Here is an 18790-nt window from a genome sequence, read left to right as displayed (position 1 = left end):
TATGGATAATTCTGGATTAAACTCAAAAAATACTATATAATAATAAAGTGAAAATTTTACAGTTAATTCATATAGGGTAAATGGGAGGATATAAACATGCTAGATCAAATTACTTGGGGAACGCCAGGAAGCTTATTATGCTTAGGATTCTTTTTTGCAGGGTTAGGAATTTTCTTAAGAAGTATTACGTCATATTCGAAAAACAAATAAAACATCAAAAAAGTATACATTTTAAAGTATTTAATTGATAAAAACACTAAACAAAAGAATCCTTCCTTTTATAGAAGGATTCTTTTTTATACCTTTCCCCTTTTTAAAGCAACAAATAAGCAATCGGTGTAATGATAAGCAACGTTAATATCGTTCTTTGTACATAGAGAATAATAAGTTCCGATACTTTTAACGGAATATCTGTAGATAAAATACAAGGAATGGAAGCTGAGAAGAACAATATAGATGATACCGAAACAACCGCAATGACAAACTTTGTCACAAGTGGTGCACTTACAACTAAAAGAGAAGGTAAAAACATTTCTGCGATACCAACGGATGCCGCTTTTGCAGCTAGTTCTGCTTCTGGTAATTGTAAAGCCCACGTAAATGGATAGAAAATATAACTGATCCAATCAAATATTGGCGTGAATTTCGCTAAGACGATACCAATTAATCCTACTGACATAATAGATGGCAAAATTCCCATCGTCATAATAAAACCATCTTTTAAATTCAATGCGATATTTTTCATAATACCCGGTGCAGATTTCGATACTTCTAGCGCATCTTCCCAAGCACGCTCTAGCATTTTCTCCTTATAAACGGGCTCTGGGAACCCTTCTTCTGTTACATATGTATCTGGTTTTCTACTAAGGGGTGGAAGTCTTACGGTGATAGCAGTTACGATGAATGTTACAACGAGAGTCGTCCAAAAATAAACATTCCATAAATGCATGATGTCTAATGTTTTTGCGATGATGATCATAAATGTTGCGGATACTGTAGAAAATCCTGTAGCGATAATGGCTGCTTCTTTTGTCGTATATTTCCCCTCTTTATAAACTCGATTAGTAATGAGAAGCGCAAGCGAATAACTTCCAACGAAAGAAGCAACCGCATCAATTGCTGATCGTCCTGGTGTTTTCCATAACGGCCTCATAATCGGACGGCAAAACGTACCGATAAATTCAAGTAATCCATACCCGACTAATAATGCTAAAAAAGCCGAACCAATCGGAACGAGTAAACTTACCGATATTACTAGTTTCTCATACAAAAACGGCCCAACATCTGGCGCAAAGAACCAAGCTGGCCCTACTTTCAAACAATATAATACACCGAAAACGACGCCAACCACTTTTAAAATCGAAAAGCAAATATCTACGATAGATGTATTCCATTTTTTCGTATAAAACGGATAAATTGCACCCATTACCATAACGAGTAGTGCGTAATAAGGTACGACGCTCGGAACCGAAGCTCTAATCCACGACACGATATGATCAATCATTATGGAAGAAGCGCCATTTATCGTAACTGGTACGAAAAACATAAACACCCCAACGAGACTAGCGAGTACAAACCGAAGAATGATGCTCTTCTCACTCCCTGTCTTAATTACATTCCTTTTTAATTCAATTTCACTCAAAATTCGACACCCCCCTATTTATCTAAATATTCTGTATAATTATATTAAATCCCTTCTTTTCATTTGAAAATGACACAAGCAATAATCTTACATTTTTATTGTCAGTCTCCAAAAATTATCATATAATATCTTTCGTATATGTTACATATACTCATTTCAAACATATATTTTGTAACTAAATTATTTCTTTTTTCAATTTACTCTTTAAATTAACCTACATAAAAATAGAAGGAGAATGGAAATTTGAAAACAATAAAAATAACTATGGCAAGTGCGTTGCTATTTGGTGCTATCATCGCTCCATCTAGTTCTTTCGCTGTGAGTGAAACTGTAACACAAAAAAATAATGCGCAATTGGAGAATTACGAAGACGAAGACGATTACTACTATCAATTTCCTGATGTTATTGGCTGGGCAAAGCCGTCCGTTGATTATTTAGTAAAGAAAAAAGTCTTATCTGGCTTACCAGACGGTACATTTGGACCTAATCTTGAAATTGATAGAGCTTCTGCCGCAATTATCATGGCAAAAATATTAAACTTACAAATAGACGCTTCAGCAAAGCCATCATTTAAAGATTCCCAAAAACATTGGGCTACTCCTTATATTGCTGCAGTTGAAAAAGCTGGGATTATTAAAGGCGTCGGGAATGGAAATTTCGAACCTTCTGGAAAGCTAACGAGAGCTGCTATGGCCTCTATGCTTGTTCATGCATATAACTTAGACAAAAAAGCCACTGAAAAACTACCTACTGTATTCCGAGATTTAAAAGGACATTGGAGTGAAAAATCGGCTAATCTTCTTGTTGCTCTTGGTATTTCACTGGGCTATGGTGGTAGTCATTGGTATCCAGATAACACGATTACCCGTGCAGAAGCTGCAAGTTTAGTTGCTCGCACAGACCAATCGAAAGATAAAGAAATTAAATTAAAGCAAGTTACTATGAAACAACATTATTTTATTTATCCTGAAACCTCTCTTCATTCAGGTATACTTGCTGAATATGCACCACAAACCGTTACTGTATTCGATGAATCTGAAAATGGATGGATTAAAATTGCTACGGATCATGGGTTAAAGTGGACACCATTAAAAGAGAAACAAGTATACATTGATAAAAACTTTGTTACCTTTGATAGACCGTCAAGAACAGGATACGTGGTTGGTAAATATCCCCCTCAAACTGTAACAGTTGTTGAAGAAAATAGCATCTGGTTAAAAATTCGCACCAGCGAAGGGCTTCAATGGATGAATCCATATTTAAAAGAGGGTGAAGGAAAAGAACTAACATACATACCACGAACATTTTTCGCTTACGATAGCCCTAATTTTTCTTCTAAAATATCTGGAAAGTATGCTCCACAAGGCGGCATCGAAGAATTAGCTATGGGAGATGACGGATGGGTACAAATTCGTACAGATAAAGGACCAAAATGGATAAACATGTCTTATCTCTTACGTCCAAAGCTCCTCTTAAATGTTCCTGCCATTAATCAATTGCCCGAACTACAAAAAGGAAGTGCAGTTGTTTCACTACAAATGCTTTTAGAATACTATACAGGACGTTCATTAAATAAAGTAGACTTTGCTAATCAAATGCCATTTGATACAACGAGATATCAGATGGAAGAAGGCGGAAAAATTACAGTTTGGGGTGATCCAGACATCGGATTCGTTGGTGACGTAACAGGAAAAAGATTGGGTTACTCTATTAACCCGGCACCATTGAAACAATTACTTGATAAACATGCAAGAGGTACAGATTTAACAGGACAGGATTTCTCTGTATTAGAAAGCTATGTACGTAATGGTAAACCAGTTGTAGCGTGGGTAGGAAACAAAATAACTGCTCCACAACTAGAACAAACTTGGAAAACACCTCAAGGAAAAACCGTAAATGGATACAGAAATGCACATACTATTATCATAACTGGTGTAGATGATCGTAACATTTATTATAATGACCCACTAGACGGTAAAAAAGACCAGCCAATGGTAAAATCCCGATTTGAGCACAGTTATAATCAAATGGGTAAAAAAGCTTTAAGTATCGATTAATCATATAAAAAAGCCTATTTTGATTGTATGATTCAAAATAGGCTTTTTCTATTACTGTCCATAATCATCCACAATTACTTGAATGACACGATACGATTCTTCTGCCACTATCTTATTACTACTCTTATTCGCATCATATGTAATTAACGCCTTCCAAAGTGCCCATCCTCTCGCTCTATTCCACGTTTCTTCATCTATTTGTAGTACTTCTTTACATATCTTTCTACTACTTTTATCAAAAAACGTCCATGACATCGCTGCATCACTTGGCAATCTTACACTCATCCCCTAAGTGAAATGTTCTGTTATCATGCCCACTAAACTTTACAGGTTTCACCTCTAAATGTGTCCATTCAGGAAACTGTTCCCCCTATTAATCTTTTAACTAAACCAGTATCAATTTGATTCATTTACTCTCCCCTTTTCTTTTGAAACTTACTAAATCCATCTGTACTGCCAACATATTCAAAACCATTGCTCTTATAAAAATCATTCAATATGCGATTATGCCCTACACAATCTAGTTTTAAAAACTCTTTGTCATGTTGTATATTCTCTTCTATCCACCGTAACATCCATTCTCCGATTTCGTTCCCCTTATACTTCCGGTTCACCGCAAATCTATGAATATATAATGAATTTGAAACTTCCTCTTTACCAAAAATATATTCATCCCATTCATTTTGTTTAGGAGATACTGTAACTGTACCGATAATTTCATCTTCTTTCGTAACCACATATGTATATTTCTCTCTTATACCTTCTAGTATTTCAGCCGTAGCCTCTCCGCCTAACAGATACTGCCACTGATCTACTTCTTTATGTTGTAGCCACTGCGCTACCTCTTTTAATAGAGTGATAATGTTATCACTTTCCTCTTCAGTAGCGGTTCGAATTGTGTATTCTTTCGTTATGGTGTTTCTCTCCATACTGCCGTTCCCCTTTCAATTTACTACTATACTGACAAACGTGTTCTACCATCATTTTCGTCTGTAACATATTCAACATAAAAACCTTGATTGAGTGCATTTTCATACATCAATTCAATCACTTTTTGATCTTTCGCATAAATTTGTATGTAATCGCCATCTGCTACTAATACGACTATCTCACACTTACTTTCCATAAACTCTTCATATGTTTCAATATCTAGTACTATTTCTCCTTTGAGATATGCTTTTAAATCTGCAAAAATAAGATAATATACGTTGTTTTTAAATAACCTGTTCAAATCCGATCCTTCCATTACACTTGGTTCTTCTGGAAATAACGCTTCATCCAATCCACCACGTGCTACTAAGTATGACTCCTCACTCCCTACCCACCAATCATATGAAGGAATATGAATTGGCTTTAATACTTTCCAAAGTAAATTATTATATTCATTTGGAATTTCTACAAAGATTCCTCTTTTCATATGTTTACTCCTAACATATTTGTTTCCATTTTTGTTTCATACATTATATACGAAATTCAGCTACTATATATAACTTGTATTTCATCACAAAAACCGTCCCACTACTAGTGAAACGGTTTTAATTCCTTAAGCATTCACTTCGTCTTCACAAAATAATATAAAAACCACACCGCATGATTTTGTTCATCGGCAGCTATTCTACGCAGTAACTCTTTCAAATGTGTATCTGATGTCTCATCTGCAATTTCCAAATAAAAATCCACTGTCTTCTGTTCATCTTGTATAGCGAATTCTAATCCTTGTAAGTACGTATTTGGACATTCTTCCGTAATTTTTGGTTTCGGCTGCTGACCAGTTACATTTGTATAGATTTGTACAAACTGATGAAAATGCTTTATTTCATCGTTACGAATTTCAAGAATTTGATTTCGTTCCGCCGCATTTGGGGCCATGTTAGCTAATTTTGCATAGCAATTTATAGCACTAAACTCTCCGTTAATTGCTTTCTCAATATCACGAATCAGCTTATCATTTTGCCTATACCAATCATAATCATTCGAATTATACATCGTATCCCCTCCATTATTTCGCATAACATTTTATGCAATTTGAAATAGCAGGAGCATGTATTAAATAAGGAACCGCAAATCCAAACTCTTCTATTCCCTTTAACCTATAAGTTAATAAAAGATAAAAACGCTTCACTCCTAGTGAAACGTTCTTATCTTTTATGCAGTTACTTCCGCTTTATGTTCCTTTACTACACTACGTTTGAAAGCAGTTACTAAAATAATAACCATACTTACCGCACCAATCCACACAAGCACAGTAAGGGGTGTACTCCAGCTTAACCCTTTTCCGAAGAAGAATATTTCTCTAAGTCCTTCAATCATAAATCGCATCGGCAACCATATATACACCCAGTCTTGGTAAAATGGCGACAACATTTCAGGTGCTAATGATAATAACGGTGCCCCGAAGAATAGTAAGAGTGCGAATACACCGATTCCCTTTAATCCAATTAATGAAAGTACGGCCGATATCATTAAGAAGAAACTAAAGGATGTAATAGATAAAAACAGTGCCGTATCAGTGAAGTTTGAAATATTTAGTCCTACCATGCTATCCGCAATCCACGTAAGACCGAACCCAATAACAAGTGCGGCAATTGCGCCTGTTACAATTTGCTTTAGTTTTACTACAATGTTTTCTTTTCTTGTACCTACCGGCATTTTAGTTATTGCGATAAAGATAAGCGCTGCGCTCGCTAAACTTGCAATCCATAACGGTTGGAATAAAGAAATTGGTGAGTTACCATTCGCACTATTTTTTCCGGTTTCATTTACATTTGTCACTTTCTTTATAATCGGTGTTACTACATTTGAAACTTGATCTGCTGTTAATGTAGCCCCTTTTGCTTTTAATCCTTCTAATATTTGTGTACGAACAGTATTGTTCATATTATCAACGATCGCATGTAACATTTGTCCTGCCATAGTTGATGCTGCTGTATTCATTCCTTGATTGATGAATATTTCTACTTCTGGCGAAGATGGCTGTGGTGTTCGTAATGATGCTTGTTTTGCGCTAAAGTCTTTCGGAATGACTAATGCTGCATAATACTCTTGTTTATTTAAACCTTTTTGTACGGATTCCTTATTTTTTACTTCTATCCACTTTATCGCAGATTCTTTCTCTGATTTTGATGTCTTTTTCATATTATCAACGATTGTTTGCCCCATGTTCATTTTCGGTTGATTTGGAATTTCTACTCCTTGATCCTCATTTACAATTGCGATTGGCAAATTTTTCGGATTAGGTTGAACGGTTGGAAATAATGTTAATGAAAAAATAAAAACTACAAGTAGTGCAACAACTGGTGATAACAATAAAAGTTTATTTTTAAACATTTTCTTTTCTCCTCCTTACATTTGATTTATAATAACCAACAACGTGTTGTTTATTTATATTTTGAATTATATGTTCGAGTTGAACCTTATACAATAATCAAAAATCGTGAATGTGTCGGTTATAAGACACTTTCTTAAAATGTGTTGGCTAAAATGAAGGAGGGACATGCTTTGCGCGATAGTAATTTAGATTTACGTGTTGTTCGTACGAAAACTGCCATACGAAATGCATTGGTGGAATTAATTGAAGAAAAAGGTTTTGACGCCATTACAGTGAAAGATATTACAACGAAAGCAAACATTAATCGCGGTACTTTCTATGCGCACTATCAAGATAAATTTGATTTAATGACAAAATGCCAAGAAGACATTATGTATGAGTTTTCTAACATTGCAAAAAAGAGATTCCCAGAAGTGATTGCGGATCTCGGATCGAATCCTTCTCCAACAATGCCGTTTCTACTTATCACTTCTATTCTTGAATTTCTAAATGAAAATAGTGATTTTATGAAAGCTGTATTAAGCCCAAAAGGAGATTTATCTTTCCAAACAAAACTGAAAGACTTTATGTGGAAAACATTATTTGAAGATACGAACGGTGCCCTCATTAATAAGGATAACTTACTTGTCCCAAGCCAATATTTAGCTTCTTATATGGCATCTGCTCATATTGGTGTCATTCAGCAATGGTTAAATAGTGGCCAAAAAGAAACACCTGAGGAAATTGCTCGTATTTTATCAACAATCGCAGTTCATGGACCTTTTTATGCAGCTGGCTTAAAGAAGTGAGTTATTGCAAAATAAAAAGATCATCCACTATTTATAGCGGATGATCTTTTACTTCATTACAACACTTCAATATACCCTTCTGTTCCATGTACCCGTATTCGTTGCCCATCTTTTATTAATTTCGTAGCGTTCTCTACCCCAACAACTGCCGGTAATCCATATTCACGTGCAATAACTGCTCCATGCGTCATAAGTCCGCCGACTTCAGTGACTAATCCTTTTATAGATACAAATAATGGTGTCCAGCCAGGGTCAGTAAAAGCCGTAACTAATATATCTCCCTCTTCTAAATTCGCTTCTTCCATGTTTAAAATAACGCGAGCTCTCCCCTCAACTACTCCAGAAGAAACAGGCAGACCTGCAATCGCGTCAGCTGGGAGGTTTTCTCGTTTATATTTACCTGTAATGATTTCTCCATCAGACGTCATTATACGAGGAGGCGTTAGTTTTTCATATAATTTATAATCATTTTTTTGTTTATGAATAAGCTCATAATTTAGTTTCTTCGTGCGAACAACTTCGTGAAGCTCTTCAAAAGTTAAATAGTATATATCATCAACTTCATGAATGACACCGCTCTGCACAAGTTGCTCAGCTTCTTTCAGTAACGCCTGCTTATATATGAAATAACGATTAATCATGCCGTATTTCGGATATTCACGGTAACCGATAAAATTACGGATATTACGAATCATTTGCTTCGTCTCTTCTACTTTTTGTTTCCTATCCGGTAAGTGCTGTAATCGCTCTATTAACTCTTCTTCTTTTTTCAAAGCTTCTTGCAGTCCCTCTTCAAATTTCCGCTTACTCGCACCATATTCAAAATCTCTTATATTATTTAAAATTATCGGGATAATTGTAGTTGGCTTTTCACTCCAGCGGGTTTTCGTAATATCTATTTCTCCGCTACATCTCATTCCGTATTTATTTAGAAAAGTTAGAATCGCATCTCGGGCTTCTTCTCCACCTTTAAACTGAACTAGTTCATTTAAAAAGCTATCATCTTCTACATGTTGTAAATACGTAATAACTTCTTGATACGGCCGAATCACATCAGCGACATCCATTAATGCTAAACCCATTTCCGACGTAATATTATTTTGCACCGATTGAGAAAGGGTGTCCGCTGCATTCTTTTCGCCCAGCCATTGCTCCATTTTTTCATTTATCCATGTTGAAGCATTCATACCTGCCATAATGACAGCGATACTTTGCGGGTTAAATAATACTTTTTTTAATTGCTGAATATCTTCCAAAATAAAATCAAGTACGTCCACTCCTGATTTCAGTTGCATATTTTGTTTTAACTCTTCAAGTGATGCTTCACTATTCTTTATTAATTCCGTAACGATTGCTGGATCATTTTCGATTTCTGGTTGCGTGCTTACAGGTGGCACACCTTTACCAACACTCTTTTCTTTTTCATCATCCGGCAACAATGTAATAAAATTATCTCGCTCGATTATAGTCGTTAATGCATCTCTTACGAGTGGATCTGATTTTCCTAAAGTATTTATTAAATAATCTCTGCTAGCAGGTGAAGCTAATTGTTGCGTAGCATCAACAAACAGCCGTCCTCCCGCTTTACGCATTGGGGCACTTGTCGTTAACAGGAAAAAAGATAACCCTAATGGTTTCATCGCATCGGTCATCATTTGTTGGTGACCAACTGATATATATACATGATTTTCCCCATCATTTTCTGCCGGAATTGGATATAAAGTCGTTATCGGCCTGCTTTGAACAATATAAACTGTATTACGGGCTAAACACCATTCAATATCTTGCGGACAGCCAAAATAAGCTTCTATCTGTCTTCCGATCCGTTCTAGTTGTAATATTTGTTGTTCAGACAATGTTTGAATCTTTTGCTGAGCCGAATTAATCTGTTTCGTCTCTGTTCCGCCCTCTTTTACAGCATAAATAGCTAATTTTTTAGTCGCTATCATCGTTTCAGTAATTTTACCTTCTTTTACTTTATAATTATCGGCAGAGACCAGTCCTGATACTAACGCCTCACCAAGTCCAAAACTGGCATCAATTGATAGCACCTTTCGGTTAGAAGTAACCGGATCAGCCGTAAATAAAATTCCCGAAGCCTCAGGGAAAACCATTTTTTGAACGACAATACATATAGAAACTTGATTATGTTCAAAACCATTTTGCATGCGGTACATAACGGCTCTCTCTGTAAATAAAGACGCCCAGCACTTTCTTACATGCTGTAAAATCGCTTCTTTTCCGATAATATTTAAATACGTATCTTGTTGACCTGCAAACGAGGCATACGGTAAATCTTCAGCCGTCGCACTAGAACGCACGGCATACGCATGTTTATTTCCAAAACGTGAGAGATAATGAGCTACCGCTTCCACTACATCAGAAGGGATTTGTACTGCCATAATGACTTCTCTAATTTCCTTACTCATTTCACCAATTTGAGCTCGGTCTTCAAGTTTCAACTTGGTCAGCTGCTGCAACAAAGTTTGAAGCTCTTCATTTTGCTCGATGGCTTTTTCATATCCTACCGTTGTCACACAAAATCCTTCTGGCACCTGTATACCTTGAATGTTAGATAACTCCCCTAAATTCAAACCTTTTCCGCCGACGAGTGAAAGCTGCCCCTTTTCTATTTCCTGAAAATCGAGAACGAAAGAACTCATATAACATCTCTCCTTACTATGCATGTGTTCTTGATTGTAGCAGGAGTAAATGAGAAGAAACAGTCTATTTCGAATTTGATTTACATGATATAATTAAGTTAGGGAGAGATTAAATAATGCCCTAGTTGCATAATGAAGCAACTAGAGCTTCTTATTTCCTCTCAATTTTAAATTACAATTTGTTCACAACTAACTTCAATGTATTTCTGTTTTCTCCTTTTATTATAGAAACGCCATGAATTATCACACAATTCTTATCTCAACAAATGGTACATAACTCAAAATACGCCTTAGTTTAACCTCCTGTGAGCCTTTTCACAGGAGGTTTTATACATACATATATTATTTATAATTAACCCGTTCTCCTATTTTTCAAAAGCATATTTTGTGTCATAATAACGCTTTTTAGAATTTATATATACCTTCTAATTTTTCTAAAAAAGGATGATTGTATTGGAAATGAAAAAGCTTCAAGGAATGTATGATGATGTTATTAGTTTAGGGGAAAATTGTTATACTGCTATTCATCTAAAAAAATATAATCTGCGGAAATATTCAGGTCCTCTAGATTGGTTTGTATCACCGAATCTTTCTTCTATCAACACATTATTGAAAAATAATTTCGTAGACTTTATGGATTTAAAAAACATGCAAGCAATGCCGGAGCAAAATATTGTGTTTAATGATGGCGTGATACAACCTGTTTTTTCTCATATTATAAAAGATACAAAATATAACGTAACATCTTATCATGATTTCCCTGTTATTCCGAATGAAGATTGGTTCATCACATACCATGATTTCAAACAAAAATTAGATCAAAGAATTGATAACCTTTACGAAAGAATGCATAATTCACAATCCATTTTATTTGTTAGATGGGGCGGAAGCTTGACTGAAGCGCTTGAATTACAAACCGTTTTATCAAATATTGTTAAAAATAATTTTAAGATCCTTTTACTCTATCCAACAGGATTTGAAAATGAAATAAACAAATTAGAATGGGCGCTTGATCATGTTTTTCCCGTTCAAGTTTCAAGTAATTATCAAAACAAAAGAACTTGGTATGTCCTCTTAAAAGATATACACTTAAACTCAAAAAAATAATATAAACTACGACTTTAAAATCAATATTCTTTGTTTACATTTTATATAAATTGACATATCTCCCCCTTAATTCTAAGACTAAGTTATTGTTTTTTGTAATCCCCCACTCATTCTTTTCTCAAATGCTCCAAAATGGATTTTCAAAATTAGGGAACTATAATGTCATATTGGAATAAATTAAGGGGGAGAAAAATTGGACAATGAAATGAATTATGGAAGTGATTATAAGTTTATTCCGGCAACTTCAATTGAAAGTGGTCATGGCCTCGAAGTATTGCCTGATTTATTTTGTTACACGATTCAAATCGTCAACATTTGTTTTGTTGGACATCCGCATACCAATGATTTTATTTTAGTTGATGCTGGAATGCCTAAATGTGCAAATGAAATTATCTCTGTCACTGAGAAGCGATTTGGTACAAATAGTCGCCCAAAAGCAATTATTTTAACTCACGGGCATTTTGATCATGTTGGGGGAATAATTGAACTCATTAAGTATTGGGATATTCCAGTCTATGCCCATCAAATGGAAATACCTTTCCTGACTGGACTACAAAGCTATCCTGAACCAGATCCAACAGTTGAAGGTGGTATGGTAGCGAAAATGTCGCCTCTGTTCCCTAATGAACCGATTGATTTAGGAAATAGCGTAAAAGTACTACCTGCAGATGGAACTGTTCCCCATATGCAAGAGTTTAGATGGATTCATACACCAGGACATACTCCAGGGCATATTTCATTATTCCGAGAAAAAGACCGAACTTTAATTGCTGGGGACGCTTTTGTTACGGTGAAGCAAGAATATCTATATAAGGTAATTACTCAGGAACAGGAAATAAGCGGTCCACCTCGTTATTTAACAACAGACTGGAACGCTGCTAAAGAATCAGTTATTAAGCTAGAGAAGTTAAACACTCTAGCCGCTGTTACAGGACATGGAATACCAATGTCAGGTGAATTGCTATCAACAAGCCTCAAAACACTCGTTAAGGAATTTGATAAAATTGCTGTACCCGATTACGGGAAATATGTAGATAAAAAGATACATTAAGCACAAGAAACTTTGGCTTTTATATTAAAGAATTAAAACTGCAAAAATTATTAAGTTTAGTAAAAAAATACTGTACTTAGGCAACATCTCGATTATAAGAGTGGAACGTCCCTTTGTGAATAAAGCTCGATATTCCGCAAATACTATCCCTAGTATAAGCCTGCTTCTTACCCGGCTTGTACTTCTTACCATTTAAGGATGATTAAAACGGGTTACGCTCTATAAAAGCATAACCCATTTTTAATGAAATATTTTATTCCGCTTTAACGGGCAGTAAGACCCCCACCTCAAAATTCAGCGGAAGCAAAGAAGTCAGGTGGGGGATCAACCCTTCGTAAAAGTCCGATTGGTGAGGGCTGATAATCAGTGGGGGATGAACAAAACCCCACTGATTAAAGTTCCACTTTATTCCTTATAAATTTAAACAATGGAGGAAAATGATGAAACATATTGTTGCTTTATTAATTAAATATACAGCGATAACTGCAGTATTACTAATCATACTTAGTATCTTTAAAGGCATTTCAATTCCTAGAGTATTACTAATTTCTCTTTTCCTTACAGGAGCTGCCTATTTAATTGGAGATCTCTTCATTTTACCTAAATACGGAAATATGATTGCTACAATAGCAGATTTAGGCTTAAGCTTCTTTGGCATTTGGTTACTAACATCCTTATTTACTGATTTAGATGCTACTCGTAATATTGGACTTTCTTCATTTATAGCAGCTTTAATTATTGGTGGAACAGAAATTTTCTTCCACATTTATATGAAGAGGCTAGTATTGCGTAACGACAATGAATTAACAAATCACAAGCATATTCATCATGATAAATATGCTATGGAAATATCAGATGAATATATAGATTCTTCCACAATAAATAAGTCCAAGCTTAAGGATACATCTAAAAAATAAAAAAGTGGCCAACGCCACTTTTTTATTTTTGTTTATTACGCTTGATCTGAATTTCTTACATGTAACGGAGGTGGAACTACCCACCCTTTTTTCTTACTTAAACGTAGCAACGTTACACCTGCCTGCGCTTTTTTCATATGAAATTGTCCAAATAACATACCTACATCTTCTCGAAGGCATTTTCCCATTACTTGACTACATGTGACAAGTCCAGCTGCTAATCCTGTAGAAACAGCTGCTGCAATTTCTGCATCATTAATACGTGCTCCAGGAGGAATGTCTTCGATAGATGCAACTGGTCGTTCTGGAGGAGCAGGCGGTAAAGCAACCCCATTAACTTTTAAAAGCGCCTTTAATTCTTCTATTTCCGAATTCATATCATTTTCAATTAAGCTTTCTAAAAACTTCTTCAAATCTTCATCACCTGTATGATTCATAAACACTTGATGACTTGCAATCGCACCCTGTGCAGCAAGAAGATAACTCCAAATGTCGAATACTTCTCCGTAATGTAACGGCTCATTTTGAGGATTTCCACTTAATATACCCATTTTTAAATTCCTCCCTTTCGAAAATATCATAATAAATATCGATTTCAATATTGAAATCAAATTTTTAAGTATGCTTTTTCCTGCAAAAGATTTTCTACTATGCATGGAAAACACCTTTCCAACACCACGTGTTTATTGTTTAGGAAAGTAGTTTACAAATAAAATACCCAAAGATTATGAAAGAAGATTATCAATAATCTTTGAGTGAAAATTCATTTACTATAAGGGTTTGTTTTTTATACATATACAAAAGAAATTGATTTACATATCTACTATATTTTATGTCAATTCACTTAACGGTTAGTTCTACCACCAAGTTGTTGTTCAGCCATTGCTACTAAACGTTTTGTAATTTCACCACCAACAGATCCATTTGAACGAGCTGTTGTATCTGCACCAAGTTGCACACCAAACTCTTGTGCAATTTCATATTTCATTTGATCAAGAGCTTGTTCAGCGCCTCGAACTAACAATTCATTACGACTTCCACTGTTATTGTTTGCCATTATCGTTTCACCTCCGATGTTTTTAATATGCTACAAATTATGAAATAATAAGTATCCTTTTTATGGAAATTGAATTATGTATAAATATTGGGTTTCTTCTTAAAATAGGGAAAAAGACATAAGAAAGAAGAGTTGCTATACCATACTTTCATAACAACACTATGTATTGATTACTCTTTACTAAAGATTTCTGTTTTGCCAAGAGATACATATAAATTATAAAAAATGATTCCTAAGGAGATTTGAGATGAAAGCCGTAACCTATCAAGGGCCAAACCAAGTACAAGTGAAACAGGTGGATGATGCAAAGTTAGAGAAAAAAGATGATATTATTGTAAAAATTACTTCAACCGCTATTTGCGGTTCTGATTTACATTTATATCAAGGAAACATGCCGCTACCTCCAGGGTACATTATTGGTCATGAGCCAATGGGAATTGTTGAAGAAGTTGGTCCAGATGTTACGAACGTAAAAAAAGGAGACCGTGTTGTGATCCCCTTTAACGTTGCTTGTGGACATTGTTTTTATTGCCAACATGAAATGGAAAGTCAATGTGATAACTCCAATCCTCATTATGATTCTGGTGGATACTTTGGTTATACAGAGAAATTTGGTAACCATCCAGGTGGACAAGCTGAATATTTGAAAGTTCCTTTTGGAAATTTCACTCCATTTGTTATACCGGAATCATGCGAACTTGAAGATGAATCCCTACTATTTTTATCAGATGTTTTACCAACAGCCTATTGGAGTGTAATAAACGCAGGCGTTAAGCCAGGTGATACTGTTATCGTCCTTGGTTGTGGACCTGTTGGATTAATGACACAAAAATTTGCTTGGATGCAAGGTGCTAAACGTGTAATTGCAGTGGATTACTTAGATTATCGGATGAATTATGCAAAAAAGATTAACAATGTTGAGGTATTTGAGTTTACAAAATTTCCTGATATAGGAGAACATTTAAAGGAAATCACGCATGGCGGTGCAGATGTAGTTATTGATTGCGTGGGCATGGATGGGAAAAAATCTCCACTAGAATTTCTGGAACAAAAATTAAAATTACAAGGCGGTACCCTCGGTCCTATTCAAATTGCTACGAAAGCCGTAAGAAAATACGGAACGGTTCAAATGACTGGTGTTTATGGCGGTAATTATAATGCCTTTCCACTCGGGGCATTTTGGGTTAGAAATATTAACCTTAAAATGGGACAAGCACCTGTCATTCATTTTATGCCGGAACTATTTGAAAAAATAACAAATAAAGAATTTGATCCAAAAGAGATTATTACACACAAAATCCCCCTTGAAGAAGCGAGCTACGGTTATCAAATTTTTAATAATCGTGAAGATGACTGTATAAAAGTCATTCTGAAACCTTGAAGCTACAATTCATTATTCTTAGTGCAAAGATAAGATTACACTCCGTAATCTTATCTTTTTTATTAAATTTTAAGTATCTATTCCCCCACTTTCATCTCACATCGAAAATAGTTATTACAAAAAGATTTTGCATTTTGATGCAACACTTTATTGGTAAAAAAATGAATTCAAGTATTAAGTAACCAATTAACGGAAACGATAACAATGTTAACTAACTTAAAAAGAGGTGTACCTCATGTTTTATTATAAAGAGGAAATAATTAATATGATTAAGCCAGATAAACCAGATCCAGCTGCTGCAAAAGTTTTACAAGAAATATTAGGTGGGCATTATGGTGAAATGCGTACAATGATGCAATACTTCTTCCAAAGCTCAAATTTTAGAGGTAAAGAGAAGCAATATCGTGATTTACTTCGAGGTGTTTTTTTAGAGGAAATAAGCCATGTAGAACTTGTACAACATACAATTAATCAACTATTAACTGGATCTGGTGAACCTACACCAGGAAATGCAGGTGTTGACACAGCACCACTTGATGAAGCGGTTAAACATGCCAATCCTCATCACTTTATTGTAGGTGCTCAAAGTTCATTGCCCGTTGATGCAGCTGGCAACCCATGGAATGGATCTTGGGTATATAGTCATGGAAACTTAATTAGCGATTTACTAGATAATGTCGTACTTGAATCTACAGGTGTACTTCAAAAAACTAGAATTTATGAAATGAGTTCTAATCAAACCTTTAGAGAAACACTTGCATTCTTAATTGTACGTGATAATGCACATCAAAATGCTTTTGCAAAAGCTTTAGAGACACTAGGCGTTGAATGGGGAAAACTCTTTCCTGTGCCAAACTATGATATTAATAAATATCCAGAGTGTAGAAAATATGTAGACATGGGATTCCATAATGCACAATTTAATTTCAGCTTAGATCCAACAAGAATGGGAGAAATATTCCAAGGTGAATCTCCAAGTAGAAATAAAGGAACATTAACAGTAACGGAACCGCCAAAAGGTTTTCCTGTACCAGAACTTCCTGAAATGCCAAATGAGCATAGTCCCGGATTAAAAGATATGGATCTTTAAGATCATTATGGCCAACTATTTATTCATGGTTGGCCATAGTTCTTAATAAAAATTCATGTAAGCTTGTTGTTAATATGATAGGATGTTTTAATAAACCCTCTTTATTTAAAAGTAATGTTGATTATATTGCTGCTCCTCTTAATTTTATTTCTATGAACCATTAGACGCCACCGTTTACTTACTTATAACATCCTTATATTGTAAACAAAGAGGAGGGGCTTGTTCCCCTCTTCTTTTAATTTTTCTTTAAAAGAGTTGCTCCTGCAATCCCTGGGTGTGTCATTTCGAATGGATCTAGAATTAATTCTAAGTCCTCTTGTGACAGTACACCATTTTTCACACAAAGTTCTCGAACGGATTGCCCTGTCGCGATTGCTTCTTTCGCAACGCGAGCTGCTGCTTCATAACCGATATGAGGGTTCACGGCTGTAATAATTCCTACACTTTTCTCAACATACTCTTTTAAGCGATCTTCATTCGCTTCAATTCCTTTTAAGCAATTATCTGTAAAGGCACGGAAACCGTTATTCATAATGCTAATCGATTGAAGTAAGTTGAAAACAAGTACTGGTTCCATTACATTTAATTCTAATTGTCCTGCTTCTGAAGCAAGACAAATTGTATGGTCATTACCAATGACTTGGAACGCAATTTGATTAATTACTTCTGGCATAACAGGATTTACTTTCCCCGGCATAATAGATGAACCTGGTTGACGAGCAGGTAGCATAATTTCCGCTAAGCCAACACGTGGACCTGATGCCATTAAGCGAAGGTCATTCGCAATTTTAGACATATTCATCATACATACTTTAAGTGCTGCAGATACTTCTGTGTATGCATCCGTATTTTGCGTTGCATCTACTAAGTCTTCTGCACCAACTAGTGGTAGTTCACTAATTGCAGCTAAATGTTTTACAACTGCTTCAATATATTCTGGGTCTGCATTTAAGCCTGTACCAACTGCAGTTGCTCCCATGTTCACTTCATATAAGTGTTGACGTGATTGCTGAATTCGTTTCATATCACGTTCAAGTACACGAGAGTACGCTTTAAATTCTTGTCCAAGGCGAATTGGCACAGCGTCTTGTAAATGTGTACGACCCATTTTAATCACATGATCGAACTGTTCTGCTTTTAATTCAAATACATCGTGCATATAACCCATCGTTTGTAATAAACCTTCTAATGCGTTTAATGTAGCGATATGAATCGCCGTTGGGAATGCATCGTTTGTTGATTGCGCCATGTTCACATGACTATTTGGACTAATATAATGATAGTCTCCCTTTTCCATTCCTAATAATTCAAGAGCACGATTGGCAATGACTTCATTTGCATTCATGTTCATTGAAGTACCTGCTCCGCCTTGGATTGGATCTACGATAAAATGATCATGCCATTTTCCATCGAGAATTTCTTGAGCAGCTTCTGCGATTGCGCCGCCCTTGTTCAATTCCAATCTTCCTACATCTGTATTGGCAAGCGCTGCAGCTTTTTTTACAACTGCGAACGCTTTAATTAAACTTTCATGGATTTTATACCCTGTAATCGGGAAATTTTCAACAGCGCGTAAAGTTTGAATTCCGTAATATGCCTCAATAGGTAATTCCTTTCCTCCCAAAAAATCATACTCTACTCGCACGTTCTTGTTTGTCATTGCCATTTTAATTTCTCCCCCATATTAAATGTAAAACCTAAATAAATC

General features: G+C 35.4%; 16 protein-coding genes and 1 pseudogene. 7 read left to right on the top strand and 10 right to left on the bottom strand.

Annotated features, from left to right (window positions below; all coding sequences use genetic code 11):
- Window positions 1-313: 313 nt before the first annotated feature.
- Window positions 314-1642 (bottom strand): YjiH family protein, encoded by a 1329-nt coding sequence (locus tag FH036_RS02050; RefSeq protein ID WP_044792996.1) that lies wholly within the window; start codon window positions 1640-1642, stop codon window positions 314-316.
- A 243-nt stretch (window positions 1643-1885) separates the two neighbouring features.
- Between FH036_RS02050 and FH036_RS02045 the strand changes: the two genes are divergently transcribed.
- Entirely contained in the window at window positions 1886-3700 is a 1815-nt protein-coding gene (locus FH036_RS02045) for an S-layer homology domain-containing protein (RefSeq protein ID WP_000848938.1), read from the top strand.
- Window positions 3701-3751: 51 nt separating this feature from the next.
- Here FH036_RS02045 and FH036_RS27600 read toward each other — a convergent pair.
- From FH036_RS27600 to FH036_RS02020, 5 genes and pseudogenes are all read right to left on the bottom strand, one after another.
- Window positions 3752-3964 (bottom strand): annotated as a pseudogene (locus FH036_RS27600) (aminoglycoside phosphotransferase); the annotation flags it as partial.
- Window positions 3965-4110: 146 nt separating this feature from the next.
- Complete coding sequence (locus FH036_RS02035) at window positions 4111-4629, bottom strand: GNAT family N-acetyltransferase (protein ID WP_000440840.1); 519 nt, start codon at window positions 4627-4629, stop codon at window positions 4111-4113.
- A gap of 26 nt (window positions 4630-4655) precedes the next feature.
- On the bottom strand, window positions 4656-5117 hold the full coding sequence (locus FH036_RS02030) for a DUF2691 family protein (protein WP_000820159.1): 462 nt from the start codon (window positions 5115-5117) through the stop codon (window positions 4656-4658).
- Between the two features lie 134 nt (window positions 5118-5251).
- The gene (locus FH036_RS02025) at window positions 5252-5686 is read right to left on the bottom strand and encodes a ferritin-like domain-containing protein (protein ID WP_139895245.1); all 435 of its coding nucleotides are present in this window, start codon (window positions 5684-5686) and stop codon (window positions 5252-5254) included.
- A 159-nt stretch (window positions 5687-5845) separates the two neighbouring features.
- On the bottom strand, window positions 5846-7027 hold the full coding sequence (locus tag FH036_RS02020) for a YhgE/Pip domain-containing protein (protein ID WP_139895244.1): 1182 nt from the start codon (window positions 7025-7027) through the stop codon (window positions 5846-5848).
- A gap of 171 nt (window positions 7028-7198) precedes the next feature.
- On the opposite strand from FH036_RS02020, the gene FH036_RS02015 reads away from it, so the two are divergent.
- Window positions 7199-7816, top strand: coding sequence for a TetR/AcrR family transcriptional regulator (locus tag FH036_RS02015; RefSeq protein ID WP_088299011.1), 618 nt, complete (start codon window positions 7199-7201; stop codon window positions 7814-7816).
- A gap of 56 nt (window positions 7817-7872) precedes the next feature.
- On the opposite strand, the gene ppsA is transcribed toward FH036_RS02015, so the two are convergent.
- Window positions 7873-10479, bottom strand: a complete 2607-nt coding sequence (gene ppsA, locus FH036_RS02010) for a phosphoenolpyruvate synthase (RefSeq protein ID WP_139895243.1) — start codon at window positions 10477-10479, stop codon at window positions 7873-7875.
- 444 nt (window positions 10480-10923) lie between these two features.
- Here ppsA and FH036_RS02005 point away from each other — a divergent pair, with 444 nt between their 5' ends.
- The 3 genes from FH036_RS02005 to FH036_RS01990 all read left to right on the top strand — a co-directional run bounded on the left by FH036_RS02005 (window position 10924) and on the right by FH036_RS01990 (window position 13554).
- Window positions 10924-11586, top strand: a complete 663-nt coding sequence (locus FH036_RS02005) for a DUF1796 family putative cysteine peptidase (protein ID WP_138321707.1) — start codon at window positions 10924-10926, stop codon at window positions 11584-11586.
- A 193-nt stretch (window positions 11587-11779) separates the two neighbouring features.
- Window positions 11780-12637, top strand: a complete 858-nt coding sequence (locus tag FH036_RS02000) for an MBL fold metallo-hydrolase (protein ID WP_138321705.1) — start codon at window positions 11780-11782, stop codon at window positions 12635-12637.
- A gap of 440 nt (window positions 12638-13077) precedes the next feature.
- Entirely contained in the window at window positions 13078-13554 is a 477-nt protein-coding gene (locus tag FH036_RS01990; RefSeq protein WP_138321703.1) for a YndM family protein, read from the top strand.
- Between the two features lie 35 nt (window positions 13555-13589).
- Here the strand turns inward: FH036_RS01990 and FH036_RS01985 are convergent, their stop codons facing one another.
- Window positions 13590-14105, bottom strand: coding sequence for a DUF3231 family protein (locus FH036_RS01985; RefSeq protein ID WP_000512126.1), 516 nt, complete (start codon window positions 14103-14105; stop codon window positions 13590-13592).
- A gap of 293 nt (window positions 14106-14398) precedes the next feature.
- A complete protein-coding gene (gene sasP, locus FH036_RS01980) occupies window positions 14399-14611 on the bottom strand; it encodes a small acid-soluble spore protein, SasP family (protein ID WP_000002842.1) in 213 nt (70 codons plus the stop codon).
- 247 nt (window positions 14612-14858) lie between these two features.
- On the opposite strand from sasP, the gene FH036_RS01975 reads away from it, so the two are divergent.
- Together FH036_RS01975 and FH036_RS01970 are read left to right on the top strand one after the other, a co-directional pair.
- Window positions 14859-15992 carry a zinc-dependent alcohol dehydrogenase gene (locus FH036_RS01975; RefSeq protein WP_139895242.1) on the top strand — a complete coding sequence of 378 codons (1134 nt, stop codon included), beginning with the start codon at window positions 14859-14861 and terminating at the stop codon, window positions 15990-15992.
- Between the two features lie 235 nt (window positions 15993-16227).
- Window positions 16228-17082: a manganese catalase family protein gene (locus FH036_RS01970; RefSeq protein WP_139895241.1), complete on the top strand. Its 855-nt coding sequence runs from the start codon at window positions 16228-16230 to the stop codon at window positions 17080-17082.
- Between the two features lie 235 nt (window positions 17083-17317).
- Here the strand turns inward: FH036_RS01970 and aspA are convergent, their stop codons facing one another.
- Window positions 17318-18748, bottom strand: a complete 1431-nt coding sequence (aspA, locus tag FH036_RS01965; RefSeq protein ID WP_139895240.1) for an aspartate ammonia-lyase — start codon at window positions 18746-18748, stop codon at window positions 17318-17320.
- Window positions 18749-18790: the final 42 nt, after the last annotated feature.

The organism is Bacillus sp. CD3-5, from assembly GCF_006349665.1.
In the GTDB taxonomy this organism is placed as follows: Bacteria; Bacillota; Bacilli; order Bacillales; family Bacillaceae_G; genus Bacillus_A; species Bacillus_A paranthracis.
Note: the sequence above shows the minus strand (reverse complement) of the source record. Positions and strands in the feature narration are given on the sequence as shown.

What these genes read in the sequence shown, in the direction of transcription:
- sasP (WP_000002842.1), bottom strand. Translation starts at nt 14,611, where the DNA reads ATGGCAAACAATAACAGTGGAAGTCGTAATGAATTGTTAGTTCGAGGC.
- FH036_RS01990 (WP_138321703.1), top strand. Translation starts at nt 13,078, where the DNA reads ATGAAACATATTGTTGCTTTATTAATTAAATATACAGCGATAACTGCA.
- FH036_RS02005 (WP_138321707.1), top strand. Translation starts at nt 10,924, where the DNA reads ATGATTGTATTGGAAATGAAAAAGCTTCAAGGAATGTATGATGATGTT.
- FH036_RS01985 (WP_000512126.1), bottom strand. Translation starts at nt 14,105, where the DNA reads ATGGGTATATTAAGTGGAAATCCTCAAAATGAGCCGTTACATTACGGA.
- FH036_RS02035 (WP_000440840.1), bottom strand. Translation starts at nt 4,629, where the DNA reads ATGGAGAGAAACACCATAACGAAAGAATACACAATTCGAACCGCTACT.
- FH036_RS02020 (WP_139895244.1), bottom strand. Translation starts at nt 7,027, where the DNA reads ATGTTTAAAAATAAACTTTTATTGTTATCACCAGTTGTTGCACTACTT.
- FH036_RS02030 (WP_000820159.1), bottom strand. Translation starts at nt 5,117, where the DNA reads ATGAAAAGAGGAATCTTTGTAGAAATTCCAAATGAATATAATAATTTA.
- aspA (WP_139895240.1), bottom strand. Translation starts at nt 18,748, where the DNA reads ATGGCAATGACAAACAAGAACGTGCGAGTAGAGTATGATTTTTTGGGA.
- FH036_RS01975 (WP_139895242.1), top strand. Translation starts at nt 14,859, where the DNA reads ATGAAAGCCGTAACCTATCAAGGGCCAAACCAAGTACAAGTGAAACAG.
- FH036_RS01970 (WP_139895241.1), top strand. Translation starts at nt 16,228, where the DNA reads ATGTTTTATTATAAAGAGGAAATAATTAATATGATTAAGCCAGATAAA.
- FH036_RS02025 (WP_139895245.1), bottom strand. Translation starts at nt 5,686, where the DNA reads ATGTATAATTCGAATGATTATGATTGGTATAGGCAAAATGATAAGCTG.
- ppsA (WP_139895243.1), bottom strand. Translation starts at nt 10,479, where the DNA reads ATGAGTTCTTTCGTTCTCGATTTTCAGGAAATAGAAAAGGGGCAGCTT.